General features: G+C 60.9%; 16 protein-coding genes. 5 read left to right on the forward strand and 11 right to left on the reverse strand.

All coding sequences use genetic code 11. From position 1 onward, the window contains the following. Window positions 1-359: 359 nt before the first annotated feature. Window positions 360-1,946, forward strand: coding sequence for a Na+/H+ antiporter (locus KHO30_RS01715; RefSeq protein ID WP_211699845.1), 1,587 nt, complete (start codon window positions 360-362; stop codon window positions 1,944-1,946). A 54-nt stretch (window positions 1,947-2,000) separates the two neighbouring features. On the opposite strand, the gene KHO30_RS01720 is transcribed toward KHO30_RS01715, so the two are convergent. Both KHO30_RS01720 and KHO30_RS01725 read right to left on the reverse strand, forming a co-directional pair. Continuing rightward, complete coding sequence (locus KHO30_RS01720; protein ID WP_093634364.1) at window positions 2,001-2,294, reverse strand: hypothetical protein; 294 nt, start codon at window positions 2,292-2,294, stop codon at window positions 2,001-2,003. 266 nt (window positions 2,295-2,560) lie between these two features. Continuing rightward, window positions 2,561-3,199: an HD domain-containing protein gene (locus tag KHO30_RS01725; RefSeq protein WP_093634363.1), complete on the reverse strand. Its 639-nt coding sequence runs from the start codon at window positions 3,197-3,199 to the stop codon at window positions 2,561-2,563. A gap of 253 nt (window positions 3,200-3,452) precedes the next feature. Here KHO30_RS01725 and KHO30_RS01730 point away from each other — a divergent pair, with 253 nt between their 5' ends. From KHO30_RS01730 to KHO30_RS01745, 4 genes are all read left to right on the forward strand, one after another. Then, window positions 3,453-4,415 (forward strand): GlxA family transcriptional regulator, encoded by a 963-nt coding sequence (locus tag KHO30_RS01730; RefSeq protein ID WP_093634447.1) that lies wholly within the window; start codon window positions 3,453-3,455, stop codon window positions 4,413-4,415. A gap of 149 nt (window positions 4,416-4,564) precedes the next feature. Beyond that, window positions 4,565-5,323 carry an SDR family oxidoreductase gene (locus tag KHO30_RS01735; RefSeq protein ID WP_093634362.1) on the forward strand — a complete coding sequence of 253 codons (759 nt, stop codon included), beginning with the start codon at window positions 4,565-4,567 and terminating at the stop codon, window positions 5,321-5,323. Window positions 5,324-5,670: 347 nt separating this feature from the next. Then, complete coding sequence (locus KHO30_RS01740; RefSeq protein ID WP_093634361.1) at window positions 5,671-7,398, forward strand: IlvD/Edd family dehydratase; 1,728 nt, start codon at window positions 5,671-5,673, stop codon at window positions 7,396-7,398. A gap of 9 nt (window positions 7,399-7,407) precedes the next feature. Beyond that, window positions 7,408-8,331, forward strand: a complete 924-nt coding sequence (locus KHO30_RS01745) for a dihydrodipicolinate synthase family protein (RefSeq protein WP_244863911.1) — start codon at window positions 7,408-7,410, stop codon at window positions 8,329-8,331. Between the two features lie 69 nt (window positions 8,332-8,400). On the opposite strand, the gene KHO30_RS01750 is transcribed toward KHO30_RS01745, so the two are convergent. The 9 genes from KHO30_RS01750 to KHO30_RS01790 all read right to left on the reverse strand — a co-directional run bounded on the left by KHO30_RS01750 (window position 8,401) and on the right by KHO30_RS01790 (window position 18,115). Next, window positions 8,401-9,147 (reverse strand): winged helix-turn-helix domain-containing protein, encoded by a 747-nt coding sequence (locus KHO30_RS01750; protein ID WP_200561205.1) that lies wholly within the window; start codon window positions 9,145-9,147, stop codon window positions 8,401-8,403. Window positions 9,148-9,795: 648 nt separating this feature from the next. Then, a complete protein-coding gene (locus KHO30_RS01755; protein WP_200654609.1) occupies window positions 9,796-10,965 on the reverse strand; it encodes a porin in 1,170 nt (389 codons plus the stop codon). 147 nt (window positions 10,966-11,112) lie between these two features. Then, entirely contained in the window at window positions 11,113-11,961 is an 849-nt protein-coding gene (locus KHO30_RS01760) for a class II glutamine amidotransferase (protein WP_211699846.1), read from the reverse strand. 116 nt (window positions 11,962-12,077) lie between these two features. After that, on the reverse strand, window positions 12,078-12,443 hold the full coding sequence (locus KHO30_RS01765; protein ID WP_028196001.1) for a response regulator: 366 nt from the start codon (window positions 12,441-12,443) through the stop codon (window positions 12,078-12,080). A gap of 21 nt (window positions 12,444-12,464) precedes the next feature. Next, window positions 12,465-13,436: a chemotaxis protein CheX gene (locus KHO30_RS01770; protein WP_211699847.1), complete on the reverse strand. Its 972-nt coding sequence runs from the start codon at window positions 13,434-13,436 to the stop codon at window positions 12,465-12,467. 51 nt (window positions 13,437-13,487) lie between these two features. After that, the gene (locus KHO30_RS01775; RefSeq protein WP_093634357.1) at window positions 13,488-14,027 is read right to left on the reverse strand and encodes a hypothetical protein; all 540 of its coding nucleotides are present in this window, start codon (window positions 14,025-14,027) and stop codon (window positions 13,488-13,490) included. Beyond that, the gene (locus KHO30_RS01780) at window positions 14,024-14,758 is read right to left on the reverse strand and encodes a methyl-accepting chemotaxis protein (protein WP_200654615.1); all 735 of its coding nucleotides are present in this window, start codon (window positions 14,756-14,758) and stop codon (window positions 14,024-14,026) included. The genes KHO30_RS01775 and KHO30_RS01780 overlap by 4 nt, the downstream gene beginning before the upstream one ends. Window positions 14,759-14,813: 55 nt before the next feature. After that, a complete protein-coding gene (locus KHO30_RS01785; RefSeq protein WP_211699848.1) occupies window positions 14,814-17,204 on the reverse strand; it encodes a HAMP domain-containing protein in 2,391 nt (796 codons plus the stop codon). A 215-nt stretch (window positions 17,205-17,419) separates the two neighbouring features. After that, a complete protein-coding gene (locus KHO30_RS01790) occupies window positions 17,420-18,115 on the reverse strand; it encodes a DNA alkylation repair protein (RefSeq protein WP_211699849.1) in 696 nt (231 codons plus the stop codon). Between the last annotated feature and the right edge of the window lie 128 nt (window positions 18,116-18,243).

Raw genomic sequence — 18,243 nt, forward strand, 5'->3', positions numbered from 1 at the left:
TACCCCAGGCAAACCTCGGTGCCCACTTAGCAGGGGCTTCTAGCCGCTTTCTTTGCTTATCTTTCTTTGCGGCGGCAAAGAAAGTAAGTGCCGCCCCGCACAGGGGCAACACGAATAGACCACTAACAATTCAAGGAAAGGCCAAAGCGCGAAGAACACTGACAAAACAAGCGCCGAGCATCCAAAAAACTTGTCCCCACAAATTGTTGGCAAGCCTGTGGACAACCTGCGCACAGTCACCTCAAGTGCCTGATGCAATAGATGTATCGTCCGTCTGCTCAACTGCAGGCAATGGACTGCAGGCAATGACCTTGCTCTGTGATAAAAAGTAATCCCCAGCCACCCGCCGAGGCTCCCGCATGTCCTCCGTCATGGGCTTCAAACTCGTCCTGCTGTCGCTCGGCGCGATGATCGGTCTTCAACTGCTCGCCAAGCGGCTACGACTCCCTCCGGCCGCGGCACTTCTGGTCGGCGGCGCCGCAATGGCCTTCGTGCCTGGACTCCCTCGCATCAACCTCGATCCCGAACTGGTCCTGGTCGTGTTCCTGCCGCCGCTCCTCATGGACGGCGCCTACTTCTCCGTATGGGACGAATTCAAACGCAATTTCGGCGGCATCCTGCTGCTCGCGATCGGCGCCGTCGCCTTCACGACCCTCGCGGTCGGTCTGGTCGTGCATTGGGTCGTGCCGGCCTTACCGTGGAGCGCGTGCTTCGCGCTGGGCGCGGTCGTCTCGCCACCTGACGCCATCGCTGCAAAGGCCGTACTCGAACGCGTCGCGCTGCCGCGCCGGTTGATGGTGCTCCTCGAAGGCGAAAGCCTGCTCAACGACGCCGCCGGCATCGTGCTGTTCCGCTTCGCCGTCGCGGCCGCGCTGACCGGCACGTTCAACGCTCAACACGCGGTCGAGCGGTTTGCGGTGCTCGGCCTGGGTGGCGTGGCAGTGGGCATCGCGATCGGCTTCGTGGTCGTCAGGCTGCTGCGCTACCTCGACGACGTCTACCTCATCATCACCGCATCCGCCCTCTCCCCGTGGCTCAGCTACATCGCAGGAGACATGCTGGACGTCTCGGGCGTCATCGCGACCGTCAGTTGCGGGATGGTGCTGGGCTGGCACCAGCACGAAGTTTTCTCTGCCTCGGTGCGCATGCGCGGCACGGCTTTCTGGCAAGTCCTGATCTTCCTGATGGAAGCACTCGTGTTCCTTCTGATCGGGCTGTCGCTGCGCGGCGTGATCGTGCGGCTGGGCGGCGTCGGAGATGCGTGGACCGCGTTCGCACCCGCTGTCGGCACAGTGATCGCAGCCGTCGTGCTGTCGCGCTTCGTATGGGTGTTTGCCGTCGAATGGTTGAAGGGACTCGTGTGCAAGGTGACGCGGAGCGCAAACATTGCGCTCGACTGGCGCTCATCGACGGTGACGAGTTGGGCCGGCATGCGTGGCGTGGTGACGCTGGCAATCGCGCTCTCGTTGCCAGAGGCAATGCCGGGGCGCGATCTGATTCTGGTGGCATCGTTCGCGGTGATTCTCGTGACCGTGCTCGGACAAGGGACCACGATCGGTGCACTGATTCGCTGGGTCAAACTGGATAGCGTGAAGGAGCACAACGAACAGCATTTGACGGAGCCTCAGGCGTGGGCGAGACTCGAAGCGGCACAATTCGCCGCCATCCAACCACTCGTGCACGACGCCGACGGACAAGTAATTCATCCGCGCCTACTGGAGCAATACAGCTATCGGGCGCAGATGACGGACACCTACCAGCACGTGACGGAATATCCCGCCGACGTTCGCGTCGCGCATTACGACGTTGTGCTCGCCGCCGTCGCGGCCGGTCGCAGCGAGTTGTTGCGGATGCATCGGTCGGGGATGATTCACGATGAACTGCTAACCGAACTGGAGCGGGATCTCGATTTGCAGGAGATCGCCGCGTTGCATGGCAGGGGATGACCGGGCCGCGCCTGACGTGCGTCCACACGCGAACCGGTCGAACCGCGGTGAGCGTCAATGGCCTTTGAAAATGTCCAGCAGTTGATTTTGCATCTGCATCATCTCGTGCGCGTGCTTCATCTCCATCTGCGCCATCGTGTCCTGATACTCCATATCCATCTGCATCATTTTTTGCTGGATGCCGATGGCCTGAGCACGCTGTTCAGGAGTCAGCTTGTCCATCATCATGCTGTACTCGGGCGGCATCAGATAAGTGCCAGCGCGTCCTATTCCCTGTGCTTGCACAGAACCCGCTACAAGCGCGAGCGGCAGCAATCCGCACATCAGTACGGCTCGGATCGATTTCATTTCATCTCCAGTCTTACGTGAGCAGCCCGCTTTCAACAAGGGCTGCATAAGCGACGTTCAGGTGCTCAGACTGGCTTGCCGCGGTCGATCCGTTGCACATACCGGGTCTGAGGATGCAACACCCTGGGCTGACCGCTGCACACGATCGACCGGGTGTTTCATGGCCTTAGTCGCGAACGCTGACTGGAAATGACATGCTGGACGAAAATTGCGCCGATAATATTTCTTCTGCGCGGCTGTCATTTTCGCCGCGGCACGCCGACTAATTAATCCTTCCAGGACGACCCCAAAATCATCGTGCAGAAATTCTCGCGATGATAATGCGGGTCCTTCAGCGCCAGCACGTCCGCCTTCACGTTGCCGAAGGTCGTCTCCGGCTTGTGGATCGTGCCATGCGCGAATGCGTCGATGATGCCTTCCTTGAAATGCGCGCCGCGCGGGTGGGCGTGGATCACTTCATGGCGCTGGTGTTCGGTGAATTCGTCATAGGCGAGGCCCAGCACATCCATCTCCACGCCCGCGGTCACCAGTGCGACCACTGGCTTCATATATTGCGGAATCCCGGGCGTGGTGTGCAGCGCTATCGAATTCCACACCTGCTCGATATCGTCTTCGCCGATGCCGTGGCGCTGCAGAAAATCACGCGCCGCGTTGGCGCCGTCCACCTCGAAGCGATCATGCTCGCTGCTATACGGCGCGACGAGCCCCATGTCATGAAACATCGCGCCGATGTACAACAGCTCGGGGTCATACTTGAGTTGCTTGCGCGCGCCGGCCAGCGAGCCGAACAGGAACACGCGCCGCGAATGGTGGTAAAGCAACTCGGTTTCGGTATCGCGCACGAGCTGTGTGGCTTCGCGCGCCATCATGCTGTCGGGAATCTGGATGCCTGCGATCGTGGTCATGTGAAGTGCTCCATGAAAGACTCGAATGAACGGGACGCGCGGTCTTTGTGAGTCGATAGCGCGTTTGGTATGCTGGTCCGCGATGCTTTTTCTGGCTGCTTATTTGACCCGTCGAGCAGCGCGTCCGATGAAGCTCAGTATTGGTCAGCAAGCCGTCGCGGGCAATCACCGCGGACCGTTGAACACTGCCAAACGCACCGCGTTGACTGCCGCGGGCCGCGGATTCCCATCCATCGTCAAAGGAGATCATTCGATGCCTACCGTCGCGATCGCGATCTTTCCAGGCGTGCAGGCGCTCGACGTCGCCGGTCCGGTCGATGTGTTCTCCGAAGCCAATCGCTTCATCGCGCCGCAGGATCGCTATGAGATCACGCTGCTCAGCGCGGAGCCGGGTCCACTGCGTGCGTCCAACGGCATGACGCTCGTCGCCGATGCCACGTTCGACCAGGCACGCCGGCCGTTTGATCTTGCGCTGGTTGCAGGCGGCCCTGCATTGCCCGACGGCACCACGCCCGACACACGTTTGCTGGATTGGTTGTCGCGAGCCGCCACACAATGCGAGCGTTTCGGCTCGATCTGCACCGGCGCGTTCGCGCTCGGCCACGCGGGGCTGCTCGACGCACGCAAGGTAACGACGCACTGGCAGCACGCGGCGCAACTCGCCGAGCAGTTTCCGCTAGCCCATGTCGATTTCGACCGGATCTATCTGCGCGACGGCAACCTGGTCACGTCAGCGGGTGTAACAGCGGGCATCGATCTATCGCTTGCGTTGGTCGCCGAACATCACGGGCCGCATACGGCGCTCGCCGTCGCCAAACGGCTGGTGGTGTTCGCACAGCGGCAAGGCGGTCAATCGCAGTTCAGCCCTTACCTGACCGCACCCGCTGACGACGCCTCGCCGGTCGCCAAAGTGCAGGCGCACGTCATGGAACGGATTCGCGAGAGCTTTACGGTCAAACAACTGGCGGACGTCGCCGGAATGAGCGCGCGGAATTTCGCCCGGGTGTTCGTGCAGGAGACCAGGGTGACGCCGCATGAATTCGTCGAGCGTGCTCGCGTGGATGCGGCGCGCAAGTTGCTCGAAAGCAGCGATGCCGCGCTCAAGGCGATTGCGTATGACTGCGGCTTCGGCACCGCGGACCGGATGCGCATTGTCTTCACGAAGCGAATCGGCGTCACGCCGATGCAATATCGCGAGCGCTTTCGCTCTGCCTGAGGGAAGCAGGATGACGGCGGCATGGGCACCATTCAGGAGAGCCGTTAGCGCGCCGCCGGAATGCGACTTGAAGACCCGCGCCGCTGCAAGCATCAGACATAGCGTGAGAAAATAGCGGTCTTCTCAAGCGAACGATCACAAGGAACGACATGTCTCCCTCTTCTCCGATCCGTGCGATCGTTACCGGCCACAATCGCGGCCTCGGCGCGTCTCTCACTGAACAACTGCTGACGCGCGGTGTCGCGGTACTGGGTTTGTCCCGCTCGCGTCACGCCACGCTCAAAGAGCGTTTCCCGGCACTGCTCGACGAAATCGAGCTTGAGCTTGCAGATCCCACGCGCGTCGCACAGTGGATCGCAACCGATGCACTGCGCAGCTTCGTCAGCGGCGCACAGAGCGTCCTGCTGATCAACAACGCAGGCATGGTTCAGCCAATCGGTCCGATCGAAGGGCAGAACGCCGCCGACATCGCGACCGCCGTGAGTCTGAACGTGGCCACGCCGCTGATGCTGGCGAGCGCACTCGCCGAGGCCAGCGTCGACGCGACCGACCGCCGCATCATGCATATTTCCAGCGGCGCGGCGCGCAATGCGTATCCCGGCTGGAGCATCTACTGCGCGACCAAGGCCGCGCTCGATCATCATGCACGCGCCGTTGCACTCGACGCGAATCGCGCACTGCGTATCTGCAGCCTCGCGCCGGGCGTTATCGATACGAATATGCAGGCGGAGATTCGCAGCAGCGGCGAGGAACAGTTCCCGATGCGCGAAAAATTCGAAGACCTCAAGCGCAACGGTCAGCTTTCGACGCCCGAACAATGCGCCACCCAGTTGCTCGACTACGCCTTCAGCGATGCATTCGGCCAAACGCCGGTGGCCGACATTCGCGAGGTCGCGAAGCAGGCCTGATACGCGAGCTTCGTGCTCCCGTAAAACCTCACCTTTCGGCGGAGAAGCCGATACTCACACGCCGGGCGCAACCATCGCGCTGCGCTCAACCCTTATCCACCAACCCACCTGTCTGATCGTACACGACGCTGCCCAATTCAATGGCATTACTACATTAGTTAGCAAAGCTAATCTAGAGATGAGTAAATTTCTGCATAGTGGGACAGCGGAAAAGTAAGTTGACGAAGCGTCACACCGCCCATAGAGTTACCCGATAACCACGCTCGGTTCGAACCGCATCCGGCCGTTCGAAGAACCTGAATACGCGGAGCATCTGTCGAGTCCGCGAGTGCGTGAAGGAGACGACCATGAGCACCTCACCCAAAAAGCCATTGCGCAGCCAGGCCTGGTTCGGCAAAGCCGACAAAGACGGCTTCATCCATCGCTCATGGATGAAGAATCAGGGTCTACCGCATCATCTGTTCGATGGCCGGCCTGTCATCGGCATCTGCAATACGTGGTCTGAATTGACGCCTTGCAATGCGCATTTCCGCGAACTCGCCGAATACGTCAAGAAAGGCGTCTACGAAGCAGGCGGCTTCCCGCTCGAATTTCCGGTCATGTCGCTGGGTGAATCGAATTTGCGGCCTACGGCGATGCTGTTTCGCAACCTCGCGTCCATGGATGTCGAAGAGTCGATTCGCGGCAATCCGATCGACGGTGTCATCCTGCTATGCGGCTGCGACAAAACCACGCCCGCGCTGCTGATGGGCGCGGCGTCGTGCAACCTTCCCGCACTGGCGGTCTCGGGCGGCCCAATGCTGAACGGCCGCTACCGGGGCGAGACCATCGGTTCGGGTACCGGCGTCTGGCAAATGTCAGAGCAAGTGCGAGCGGGCAAGATGGAGATGGCAGAGTTCATCGAGGCGGAAAGCTGTATGAACCGCTCGCGCGGGCACTGCATGACCATGGGCACGGCGTCGACCATGGCCTCGATGGTCGAAGCACTCGGAATGGGTTTGCCGCACAACGCCGCGATTCCCGCCGTCGACGCGCGCCGTCAGGTACTGGCTCATATGGCGGGACGCCGCATCGTCGAGATGGTCCGTGAGGACCTCACAATGAGCAAGATTCTCACGCGCGAAGCGTTCGAAAACGCGATCCGCACGAATGCGGCGATCGGTGGCTCGACCAACGCCGTGGTGCATCTATTGGCGATAGCGGGACGTATCGGGGTTGACCTGAAGCTGGAAGACTGGGAACGCGGTTCGGATGTGCCGTGCCTCGTGAATCTGCAACCCTCCGGCGAATTCTTGATGGAAGATTTCTATTATGCCGGCGGCTTGCCCGCCGTCCTGCGCGAACTCGGCGAGGCGCAACTGTTGCATCGCGACGCGTTGACGGTAAACGGCCGCAGCATCTGGGAGAACGTGAGTCGCGCAGAATGCTTCGACCGCAAGGTAATCTTTCCGGTCGCAGAGCCGTTTAAGCCGAAGGCCGGCATTGCCGTGCTCAAAGGCAATCTTGCAGTGGATGGCGCGGTCATCAAGCCATCGGCGGCCACGCCCGAACTCTTGCAGCATCGCGGCCGCGCCGTGGTGTTTGAAAACGTCGAGGACCTGCACGCACGCATCAACGACGAGAGCCTCGACATCGACGCCAGCTGCGTGATGGTGCTCAAAGGCGCGGGCCCGAAGGGCTATCCCGGCTTCGCCGAGGTAGGCAACATGCCGCTCCCCACCAAGGTTCTGAAGCAGGGCATTACCGACATGGTGCGCATTTCGGACGGCCGGATGAGCGGCACTGCCTACGGCGCAGTCGTGTTGCACGTAGCGCCCGAAGCGGCCGCGGGTGGCACTCTGGCGCTCGTTCGCGATGGCGACATGATCGAACTCGACGTTGCCGGGCGACGCCTGCATCTGGATATCGACGATGCGGAGCTCGAGCGCCGCCGAGCGGAGTGGAAGGCGCCGGAACCGCCCGCACGCGGCTGGTACAAGCTGTATGTCGAGACGGTCCAGCAGGCCAATCTGGGAGCCGACCTGGCATTCCTCGTCGGTTCCAGCGGTGCGGCAGTGCCGCGCGACTCGCATTGAGCGGACGTCATGAACCAAGCTTCCGTTCATTCGAGCAGCATCGCCGGAATCTATCCGATCCTTTACGCATTCTTCGATCGAGACAACCATCTGGACCGCGACGCGATGCGCCGACAGATGGAAGCCGTCGTGCGCGCCCAGGCTCCTGGTGTGGCCGTGCTCGGACTCGCCACCGAAGTCAACAAGCTCTCCCGAATCGAGCGCGAACAGATCATTCAGTGGGCAATCGAAGACAGCGGCGGCACGCTGCCGCTCGCAGTCACGGTAAGCGGCAGTTCAGTTGAGGCCCAGCGCGATCTGGCTGGCTACGCGATTGCACAAGGCGCAAGTTGGCTGATCCTGCAGCCGCCTGCGCTGGCCGCCGGCGCGCCGCCGCAACCCGAGGCGTTCTATTTCAACTTCTTCGCCGACGTGATGAACGGACTCGGCGTGCCGGTCGGCATTCAGAATGCGCCCGAATATCTCGGCATCGGCTTGTCGGCCGAAAGCCTAGAACGTCTCGCCGCACAGTGCCCGAACTTCCGCCTGCTCAAGGGTGAAGGTCCGTCGATCGTGCTGGCGGAAACGGTGGCGCGCGTCGGCCATCTGATGCCCGTGCTCAACGGGCGTGGCGGCATGGAGTTGCTCGACAATCTGCGTGCCGGATGCGCGGGCATGATCGTGGCGCCCGATTGTTTCGACTGGCAGCAGCGAATCTACCGGGCGTTCGTCGGTGGCGACGTTGCACAAGCCGAAGCGCTGTACGGCCAGGTGCTGCCGGCGATTGTCTTCGTCATGCAGTCGTTGGATACGCTGATCTGTTACGGCAAACGAATCGCTGCGTGGCGGATGGGTTTCGACGTCGAGCATGATCGCGATGTAAAGCTGCTGCCCACTCGTTTCGGTCTCGAAGCGGCGCGGCGGTTCGCCGAGATGCTCGGACCATTGCCCTAATTCACTCGTGCGCAATCTGAATTTCTCGATTGCGGCAATCATGCCCGCCTGCGGCGGAGAAGCCGCACCTCACACGCCGGGCGCAACCATCGCGTCGCGCTCGGCCGCTCCAATCTCGCCGTGCGGCACGAACACATAGCCGCGTCCCCACACCGTCTGCACATAGCGCGGTTCGGAAGGATCGATCTCGATCAGACGCCGCAGCCGCCAGATCGATACATCGAGACTCCGCCCTTGATGCAGCACGCTATTGCCGCGTAGTTTCTCGTTGAGTTGCACGCGCGTGAGCACGGTCATCGCGTGATTGACGAAGATTTTCAGCAACGCGAATTCGGAGCTGCGCAGCGCGAAATGCTCGTTGTCGCGACGCAATTCGCGTGCGGAGAAGTTCAGCTCGCAACGTCCGAAGCGGTACGGCGGCCGCGTTTCCGGCGCGCCTGGCGCGAGCGCGCCACGCCGGCGCAGCAGCACGCGGATGCGGGCGAGCAATTCGGCAGGGTCGGCGGGCTTGCTCATGAAATCGTCGGCGCCGAGCTCGAGACCGATCACGCGATCGATCGCCTTGCTGCTCGCCGACAGCAAAATCACCGGCACGTCGTTGCCACTCATGCGCAAGTCGCGCAATACGGCAAGGCCGTCGCCGTGCGGCGCTGAGACGTCGAGCACCAGCAACGCCGGCCGCTCCGTCTCGACCACGTGCTTCAGTCCGCCGCAATGCGGACGTGCGGATACGCCGCAGCCTTGCCCGCGTAAAGATTCGCCCACTACTGCCGTTAAACCGGCATCGGCGCCAACAAAGAGAATGTGCTGACTCATCCAACTGATTCCAGGAGACGATCGGTTTTCAGAGACAGGCGATGGCTTGCGGGAATAGCAAATCCGCTGACCGCTTGTCGTCCGCGTCGCCATCTTCCCTGTATGCCGCTATTCTCAAAACGCGGAACAGCCCCCAAGGTTGGCAATTTCTTCCCAACTCTTTCAACGCAGAACGTGATATGGGAAAGCTCGCCAAGTCACCCTGCGACGCGCGCATCAGCTCCCGAAAAATCTCACCTTTGGTACGAAGCGAACGGGATCAGGCGCGAAGTGCCCATCGGGGGGCTCCCGAAAACGCTCACCTTTCGAGCTTAGGGGCAGGCCGCAAAGGCATGCTGGGCGGGCAACCGGTAGCTCAGAACCGGCTACTCCCGCAAACCCTCACCTTTGGAAGGGGTCGAGTAATCTGCATACCCAGGTAAGAAGCGATGTGTGTCAGGCGCTCGCATTCCGCGCCGATGGCGGATCTGCTCGGAAAATACTGGCGGGAGTCGTCGACGGAATTGTCGGAAGGTGAAGAGGAGTGATGCGATGCAACTCACGTGTGCGCTGACGCATCACGCTCCCGAATATTCTCACCTTTGAGCTTTGTGAAGACATTCAAGACGCCGGCCGCCATCAGGGCAGCCGGCTCATTCAACCAGGCAATCAGAACTTGTGACGAATCCCCACCACTGCCACTTCCTGGCTGTTGGTCCCTGAATTCACGCCGTAACTGCCGATCGAGGCTTGCGCGCTCACCACCTTGCCGCTCGCGTTCAGCGTGTTGCCGCTCGCCTTCTGGTAGCCCGCTAGCGCATACAGTTCGGTGCGCTTCGACAACGCGAAGTCCGCACCGAGGTTGACCTGGTTGTAGTGTGCCGAACTCGGACCCGTCAACGACGTGTAGTTATAGCCAACGCCCGTGCGCAAGGCCGGAGTGATCTGATAGTTGAAGAACACCGAGCCGTTGTTGAACTTGGCGGTGCTGCTGAAAGCAGAGAACGTGTCGTTCGCGTACTGCGTGTTCGAGTAAGCTGCACCGACCGTTGCCGCGCCGATCACATACTGTCCACCCACCCGCACGATCTGAATCGACTTGGCGCTCGCAAAGCCCGCGTTGATGACTGTGTTGAACAGCGAATCGGAACTGCTGGTCCACGTACGCACATTCGCCGTCGTCGTCGTGTTGCCGCCGTTCGCGTAGAAGTAAGCTGCGCCGAGCGATAACGGGCCGTTTGCATAGGCCGCGCCGAAGCTATACGTCTGGCCGCTGCCGGTCGCACCCGCAACACCACCCACGCCGTACAGCGCCTCGACCTGGAAGCCGGCAAACAACGGGCTAACGTACTTGACCGAGTTGCTTACGCGCAGACTGTTGTCGTAGTTGTCGAGGTCGCCAGGCGTGGCAAACACGCCGCCGAAGTAGTTGTCTTCCGTGAGACCTTGCACCAGATCGACCACCGGGTCGTATTGGCGTCCGAGGGTGACCGTCCCCCACGTGCCGCTCGACAAACCGACCACTGCCTTGCGGCCGAATTCGCGGCTGCCCTGCCCAAGCGCGCCCGTACCGATGTTGAAACCATTCTCGAGTTGGAACACGGCGGCGAGGCCGCCGCCCAGGTCTTCGGTGCCCTTAAGGCCCCAACGGCTGCCAGACAGGTTGCCGCTGCTGAACTTCACGAGCGTCGACTGATTCTGACCGCTCGCGTTTTGTGCGTTGTGAACATAGGCGATACCGGCATCGACGATGCCGTACAGCGTGACACTGCTCTGTGCCTGAGCGCCGGCAGCAAGCAAAAGACCTGCGGGCAATGCGAGGAGAGAAAGACGTTTCATTTTTGGAGTTCCCGTATCAATGTTGTATTTGTTTAAATCTGGCGCAACGATACGAGAGGAATTTGTGTCGGCAAACTAACGAATTCTTCGATGAATATGAAAGTGCCGGTAGCGTGGGCGCTTCTAAGGCCACGCGTTGGCGCGATGTCACGCCGGGATGGCGGACAACTCGGAAGGTGCGTATTTCGCGGTGGCGAGGAGTTCGGCAGGAACGGGTACGTGCGCGCGCCGCAACAGCGCGCCACTGCGGAACATCAGCAGATCGCCCGGCTGGCAGGTGGTCCAGACTTCATCGGTGAGCGGCGTGGTGGCGATCACTGCCGTGCGATCCGCAGGCGTGCCACGCTCGGCGAAATCAACTGAGAGGTCGCCGTCGACGAGACGCGCGCTCGAAAACGGCCAGTGACGTATCACGTACGACAGACGCGTCGAGCAATACGCGAACTGTGCTGTGCCGTTCGAAAGCACGAAGTTGAAAATGCCATACGGATTCAGTGCGTGCGTCGCCTGCTCGATGACGTCGAATACCGCGTCGATGTCATTCGTGTCTGCATGATTGGCGAAATGCGCGTAGAGGCGATTCATGATGAAGCAGAACGCCGCTTCGCTGTCGGTCGTGCCGACCGGTGCATACGGACCTTGCTCCGGTTCACCGAGCGGCTGCAGGTCGCCGTTATGCGCGAACACCCATTGCTGGCCGCGCAACTCGCGCATGAACGGGTGGCAGTTCTCCACGCGCGCGCCGCCTTGGGTCGCCTTGCGGATGTGCGCGACGACGTTGCGCGACTTGATCGGATGGCTTTTCAGAAACTCGGCGACCGGCGACTGATACGCGGGCTTCTCATCCACGAACACGCGGCACGCGCGATCTTCGTAGAACGCCACGCCCCAGCCGTCCACGTGATGGTCAGTGAGACCGCCGCGTGCAGCAAAGCCCGTCAGCGAAAAACTGACGTCGGTGGGTTCGGCGCAGCTGAGGGCGAGCAGTTGGCACATGCTCGCAGACTAGCGTGTTTCAACCGCCGCCGTTATAGCGAATCATGCTTTGCAAATCACCGGCGCAGCGCTCCCGAAAACCCTCACCTTTGGCCGGCCCGCCGCGCATGCGGCGTCTAGCTCGCCAGCTTGCGGAACGTTTCCAGCACCGCGTCGCCCTTGAACGGCTTGACGATCCAGCCTTTCACGCCCGCCGCCTTGCCGCGCTCTTTCATCGCCGGGCTGCTTTCGGTTGTCAGCATGATGACGTTGACGGTCGTGTTCGCGAGTTCGCCGCGAATCTTTTCGACCATCGTCAGACCATCCATATTCGGCATGTTGACGTCGCTGATCACCAGCTTGATGCCCGGGCTGGCCTTCAGTTTCGCCAGGCCGTCCTTGCCGTCCACCGCCGTGTCGACGTCCAGGCCGTTCTTCTTCAGAAAGCCGGCCACTTCGTCGCGCACGGTGCTCGAATCATCTACCACCAGAATTTTCGACATGTTTGTTTCCTATGACAACATTCAGAACAGATCCAGTTCGCCCGCTTCGACCATCGCGCCGACGTCGTCCGTGACTTCCTTGAAGTCCTCCGGCGACCAGCTCAGGCTGAACACAAAACGTTGATGCAGCTTGACCGAGCGGCCCGTCTGCGGGTCGGTCAGCGAGTACATGAAACACAGCTGCGGATTGCCGCTGCCGAACGAGATGTACTTGTGCTTGTGATTCACCAGCAGTGGCACCTGCACCTGGCTGCGCAGCCAGGCGTCCGCATCGCCGACATAGCGGTTCTTGAACGAACCCCAGATCAGATTGGTCACTTCGCCGAGCACGCCATTCAGATCGCGGAAATTTGCTTCGCCGTCTTCCGCGTGCTCGCTCATCCGATAACGATCGATCAGTTCGAGGATCGGCGCCTCTTCCGCTTGCATCATCATGTAACCGCGGCACCACGCGCTTTCCAGCGGAATCAGGCTGAACACTTCGCCGAAGATGATCCGGTCGCGCACGATATAAGGCGTGTCGCACGTGATGGTCAGATCCTTGAACACGTCGCCGAGAATCGCCTGCGTCATATCGGCGATGCCGCGCACCAGCGCGTTCGGATAATCCAGGCTGAAGATGTATTCGTCGATCACCTTGCGCAAAGGCGCCATATCGTGTCCGACGTAGGCCGCGCAGACCACGCGGCGCAAGCTCTCCGGCAGACTTTCGACACTCGGATCGTCATCCCGCCGGATAATGATCGGCAGCTCGGGGCGCACCGCGTTGATCCTGATTGCGATCTCGGCGCTCGCTTCGGCTGAGCCACCGTAGCCTTCAGCAAACAGAACCGCGCCCAGATCGATGTTCGAGCGCAGCACCGACTGCAAGCGGTTCTTGCCGACCTTCACGCCAACCAGATTGTTCTCGTCACAAAAGCGCTTCAGCGCCTCTTTGTGCACGGGACAATCGTCGAGCACCAGCACCTTGCTGACCGGCTTGTTCATGTTCATTTCGCGTTCCTGCTCGCTGCGGATATCGACGTCATGGTCAACACCAAACTCTCAAAACAACTCCAGCTCACCACTGGATTCTTCGATTGCGCTCGTATCGGCCACGAAGTCGATCGGCGCATGGGCACACACGCATACCGTCGCGGCAAGCTGCACGGAACTGTTCAGCGTGACCGAATACGACGACAGCAAACCCGGCTTCAATGCCGGCAGATGCCCCAGACAACGCGCGCTCAACACATAAGGCGTCGACATGCCGAGGTCAGGGAAATAACGCAGCAGTTCCTGATTCATCGCGCCGCAGCACAGATTGCAGATTTCCAGAAACGCTTCCTGAAACGGCCGCTCGTCGCCTTCTTTCAGGTAGTAGCCGCGGGTGCTGTCGTTTTCGTCGAAGTGCAGGATCAGCAGCAGTCTGAACACGATCGACGAGATGGTCAGCACGACCACCTGAGTGTCCTTCGTTGCGCCCTCACCGGCCTCGCTGAGCGGCGCGATCTCACACGTATCGCCAGAATCCCGCGGCAAACGCGCCTGTGCCGCCTTGCGGAAAATGCGTTCGAAGCTGTCCTTCGCCTGGCTCGTGATCACGCCGGCACCTGGTGCAGCTTCGAGTGGAACTGATTGGCAAGCGATTCGACGCTGGAGAGCGACGCCGCGATCATCTTGCCGCCCGCCTGGATGTCCTGGAACGTGGAGGTAGTGGTCAGATCGTTGCGGTGCAGACTGTCGCGATAGCTCTTCGACAATTCTTCAGAACGCGCAGCGAGCGCGCGAACTTCGCTCGCCACTACGGCGAAGCCGCGTCCGGCCGGACCCGCGCGCGCGGCCTCGATCGACGCATTCAGCGACACGATCACCACGTGCCGGACGATCGACGAGAGCTCCTGATTCTTCGCGTGCATATCGTGGTTCTGCGTCATCAGCGAGATCATCTGCTCGTGCCAACGCTCGAACGTGGCGCCGAGGCTCTTCAGACGCGCGGCTTCGCCGGCGATCTGTCGCGCCTGATGCGCCCACCGGTCTTTGTCGTCAGTCGCTGCTTTCAACGTTACGCGCAGTTCGTCGACGCTGGCTGATTGCTGCCCCAGTTCCTCACGCAACTGCGCGGCCAGGGCTTCCATCTCCTGCGCGGCCTGTTCGCGTTCGCGGATCGCTTCGGCGTGGTCCGCCTGCGCCGCCGATAACGCCTTGATCCGTGCTTCTGCTTCGTCACGCAACCGTGCCGTCAGCCTCGCGCTTTGCAACTTGTGCACGACAAAAGCCAGCAGCGCGGTTACCGCGCTGCCTGCCATCGCCGCCAATACGTACTGTTGAATCACAACCTATCCTTCCGAAGTCCGTCGCGAAGCGCATCAATCAGCGCTCAACCGACGTTCAATCCGCCATCGCGTCGAGTTGCAGTTCACCGGCATCGCCGCGCGCTGCCACACCCAGCGTGTCGACGGCGAAGCTATCCGGCAGGCAGACGATCGTCTGGAACTGACGGAACGAAGCGCCCTTGTGATCGTCGGTGAAGCGCAGTTCGATGCGGCCGTTCTCGCGCCTGAGGAAGTCGCGCACCGCGTCCATGCCGACGCCACGGCCCGATACTTCCGTCACGGTTGCGGCGGTCGAGAAGCCCGGCCGGAAAATGAATTCGGCGATGGCTTCGTCGCTCAGGTGTTCGTCGCTGCCGATCCAGCCGCGCTCGACGGCAATGCCGCGAATCCGTTCGAGTGCGAGGCCGCGACCGTCATCGCTGAGCGTGATCTGCAGTGCGCCGCTGTCCACGCCCACTTCGATATCGATGGTGCCGGCCGGTGTCTTGCCGTGTGCGCTACGCGCCTCGGCGGTTTCGATGCCGTGGTCCATCGAATTGCGCAGCAGATGCATGAACACGTTGTTCAAGGTGCCACCCGCCTGGCCGCGCAGACGGTAGCCGTTGTCGTCGATGCGCACGACCGGCGCCGGCTTGCCCAGTTCCTGCGCCAACGAAGGCAGCGAGTCCAGCACGCCGGAGAGCGCATCGCGCACGCTTTCGCTGCCCAAGGCGCGCAAGGTCTGGCGCAGTGCATCGCGCATTGACTGCAATTCGTGGAGTTCGCCGGCGTTCGTCTTGTCCAGCATGCTCAAGGTCTGCTGAATCTGCTCCTTCTCGACCATCACATAGCGGCCCGCATTGCCGGCATTATTCGCTCCGACCTTGCTCTTGCGGCCGAGGCTATGTTCGTTGATCTTCGCGTAACTCTCGATCGCCTCGCGCACGCGCGTCAGCTCCTGCATCAGGTGTTCCTGATCCCACGAGCGGTCCGCGTCCGGTTGGCGCAGTTCGTGATAGCTCTGCTCGGTTTCATGGACGACGTTGGTCAGGTGCGCCAGGTTATAGGTCCGCGCATTGCCCTTGATGGTGTGCATGTTGCGGAACAGCTCGGCGATCGCTGCATGGTCCGCTTCCGAATGCTTGCGGATGATGCGCTCGTTCTCGCTGACGAAACCTGCAGAGCTTTCAATGAAGTGATGGAACTTCTCTTCGCTCACCGCGAGAATCTCGCCGATCATGTCGAGACGGCGGCGCTGTTCGCTGGCTTCCGCAGCAAGCTTGCGCAGTTCGGTAACGTCGCGCACGCACAGCATCAAACGCCCGATAACGTCGTTTTCGTCGGTGATCGCCGACCAGCTGAGGTCGAGAATCTTCACGCGGCCATCGGGCATGCGCTTCGAAATTTCACCGACCAGCAGATGCTGATTGAACGCGAAGTTGATGCAATCTTCGCCGAGGCAGGCATGCGTGGCCGCATCGACTTGCGAGAGCACGTCCGAGCCGAGATCCGTATCCGAGAACACCAGATCCATCAGACCGCGCCCGGCGATGTCCTTTGTTTCGAAGATGTCTTCCAGATACGCCGAATACTCCGAGTGGATCACGGCGCCGTCGACCACCGTCAAGATACCTTGCTGCATGTTCTGCAACATCGCCTGGATGTCGGCCGTTTTCTGCTTGAGTTGCGCGGAGCTTTCCTGAATCTTTTCGATCATGCCGTTGAAGGCAACGATCGAATGACCGATCTCATCCAGCCGGCCCACCGGCACGCGCCGCGTGAAATCCTGACTCGAAGCGATCTCGCTCATCATCGCTTGCATGCGGCTGAGCGGACGGGTGATCTGACGGTAGAGTAGCGTGCCAATGAAGGTCAGCAGAATGATAGCGATACCGGTCACGATGGCGATGGCCGTCGTGGTGGTGGAAAGCGTGGCGTTCAGTGCGGTGATCGCATCGTCTTTCTGGCGGTTCTTCTCAACACGCAGGGTTTCGACAATGCCTTCGAGTTCGTCGCGATACTGCGCGACGTTGGCGAACAGATACGCTTGCGCGAGTTCGTTCTTGCCGTCGGCCTTCATCTTCGCCGTCTCGGCGATTGCGGAAAAGTAGTTCTCGAGGCTGTCGTTGGCCTGGGAAACGAGGCCTTGCTGGGCATGGCTCGCGGCATCTTTGCCTTGCAGTGCGAGAGCCTGTTGCAACGAGGCCTTTTTCTTCTTCAGTTCGTCTTGTGCCTGGGCGACCATGTTGGCGTCCGGCGCGTAGACCAAGGTCATGGTCGCGAGCTGTACGTCTTTCACTTGCGAGACGAGGTCGGCGGAAGCCAGCGCGCTGGGGACGACGCCCTCGGTCACCTTGCGCACTTCGCCTGCGCTGCCGCGCGTTTGATACACGGCGTAGCCACCGATTGCCGACAAGGCGACGAACATCAAGACAACCAATAGCGTGATGCGATGACGGATAGTCATGTGAAACCCCCGGGGGTATGGCCTTCGCGTCCGCCCTCGATCGGGGCAGCGCGTTATTTGCTAATTTGAGTCAAGCTTGCAGCGCTGCCGAGTATTGCTGGCGCATATTACTAAGCGATGACTACAGAGCGTTTGGCCACGCCCGAGAGCTTAAATATTCTTCTAAAGATTTTAGTTTCGACGCCGTTAACGGCCGTTGTTTCGCGATCGCCGCGTCAGCGGATCGGCGGCAGATGCTTCGACGCCTCACGCAACGTGAGCGGTGACAGAATGTCTCGCGCGGTCATCAGAAAGCCGCTGACCGCGTGAGGCGCATGCCACGCATAGTCCCGCAAGGCCCAGCCGATTGCCTTGCGAATAAAGAAGTCCGGCTCTGCGGCGAGCGAGCGTGCATAACCAAACAAACGCGTCTCGTCCGTATCGTCACGCCAGCCGAGTTGATGAATCATCGCGATACGGCGAACCCATAACGATTCATGCTCGAGCGCCGCGTCCATGCATGCTTGCGCGTGCGGCGTCTGTCCGCGCGCCGACTTCAGAATGTCGCCGACCACACCCGCCAGCGGATCGATCGAATCCCACCACGCGCTGCGCTGAGCGATTGTTAGTAGATGCTCGATGTCCGCGATCGCCAGCGTCTTCCACTTGCGCGCCAGCAGATCGGTAGCCGCGTATTGGTATTCGCGCTGCGGCATCGCCCATAAGACGTGCGCACACGCGAGCAGGTGTTCCGCGTTTTCAACAGGCAGCCGCTTGAAGACCGGCAATATCGCTTTGCGCCGCAGCGGCGTCGGCACCCCGATGAACTCGAACTGGTCGCGCATGTAGGCGCGCATCGCGACGGCGCGCCCGGCATCCGCGTGCGGAGCCAGCGCTGCCTTGATTTCTTCACCGAAAGCGCCAGGCGTCATTGGGAACGTGCTCCATATGAATGGAAAGTAACTCGCAGATGACTGCGTTCGTTTGGGCAGGCCTCCCGAATCTTCTCACCTTCGAATCGAAAGTGCGTCGACAGGTAGCAACATTATCACCTCACACG

The sequence above is a fragment of the Paraburkholderia aspalathi genome, from assembly GCF_905220735.1.
Lineage (GTDB): Bacteria > Pseudomonadota > Gammaproteobacteria > Burkholderiales > Burkholderiaceae > Paraburkholderia > Paraburkholderia aspalathi.

Excerpts from the sequence above, each read along its gene's own strand:
- KHO30_RS01790 (WP_211699849.1), bottom strand. The coding sequence starts at position 18,115 with ATGACGCCTGGCGCTTTCGGTGAAGAAATCAAGGCAGCGCTGGCTCCG.
- KHO30_RS01735 (WP_093634362.1), top strand. The coding sequence starts at position 4,565 with ATGTCTCCCTCTTCTCCGATCCGTGCGATCGTTACCGGCCACAATCGC.
- KHO30_RS01765 (WP_028196001.1), bottom strand. The coding sequence starts at position 12,443 with ATGTCGAAAATTCTGGTGGTAGATGATTCGAGCACCGTGCGCGACGAA.
- KHO30_RS01760 (WP_211699846.1), bottom strand. The coding sequence starts at position 11,961 with ATGTGCCAACTGCTCGCCCTCAGCTGCGCCGAACCCACCGACGTCAGT.
- KHO30_RS01750 (WP_200561205.1), bottom strand. The coding sequence starts at position 9,147 with ATGAGTCAGCACATTCTCTTTGTTGGCGCCGATGCCGGTTTAACGGCA.
- KHO30_RS01785 (WP_211699848.1), bottom strand. The coding sequence starts at position 17,204 with ATGACTATCCGTCATCGCATCACGCTATTGGTTGTCTTGATGTTCGTC.
- KHO30_RS01740 (WP_093634361.1), top strand. The coding sequence starts at position 5,671 with ATGAGCACCTCACCCAAAAAGCCATTGCGCAGCCAGGCCTGGTTCGGC.
- KHO30_RS01720 (WP_093634364.1), bottom strand. The coding sequence starts at position 2,294 with ATGAAATCGATCCGAGCCGTACTGATGTGCGGATTGCTGCCGCTCGCG.
- KHO30_RS01730 (WP_093634447.1), top strand. The coding sequence starts at position 3,453 with ATGCCTACCGTCGCGATCGCGATCTTTCCAGGCGTGCAGGCGCTCGAC.
- KHO30_RS01715 (WP_211699845.1), top strand. The coding sequence starts at position 360 with ATGTCCTCCGTCATGGGCTTCAAACTCGTCCTGCTGTCGCTCGGCGCG.
- KHO30_RS01745 (WP_244863911.1), top strand. The coding sequence starts at position 7,408 with ATGAACCAAGCTTCCGTTCATTCGAGCAGCATCGCCGGAATCTATCCG.
- KHO30_RS01725 (WP_093634363.1), bottom strand. The coding sequence starts at position 3,199 with ATGACCACGATCGCAGGCATCCAGATTCCCGACAGCATGATGGCGCGC.
- KHO30_RS01755 (WP_200654609.1), bottom strand. The coding sequence starts at position 10,965 with ATGAAACGTCTTTCTCTCCTCGCATTGCCCGCAGGTCTTTTGCTTGCT.
- KHO30_RS01770 (WP_211699847.1), bottom strand. The coding sequence starts at position 13,436 with ATGAACATGAACAAGCCGGTCAGCAAGGTGCTGGTGCTCGACGATTGT.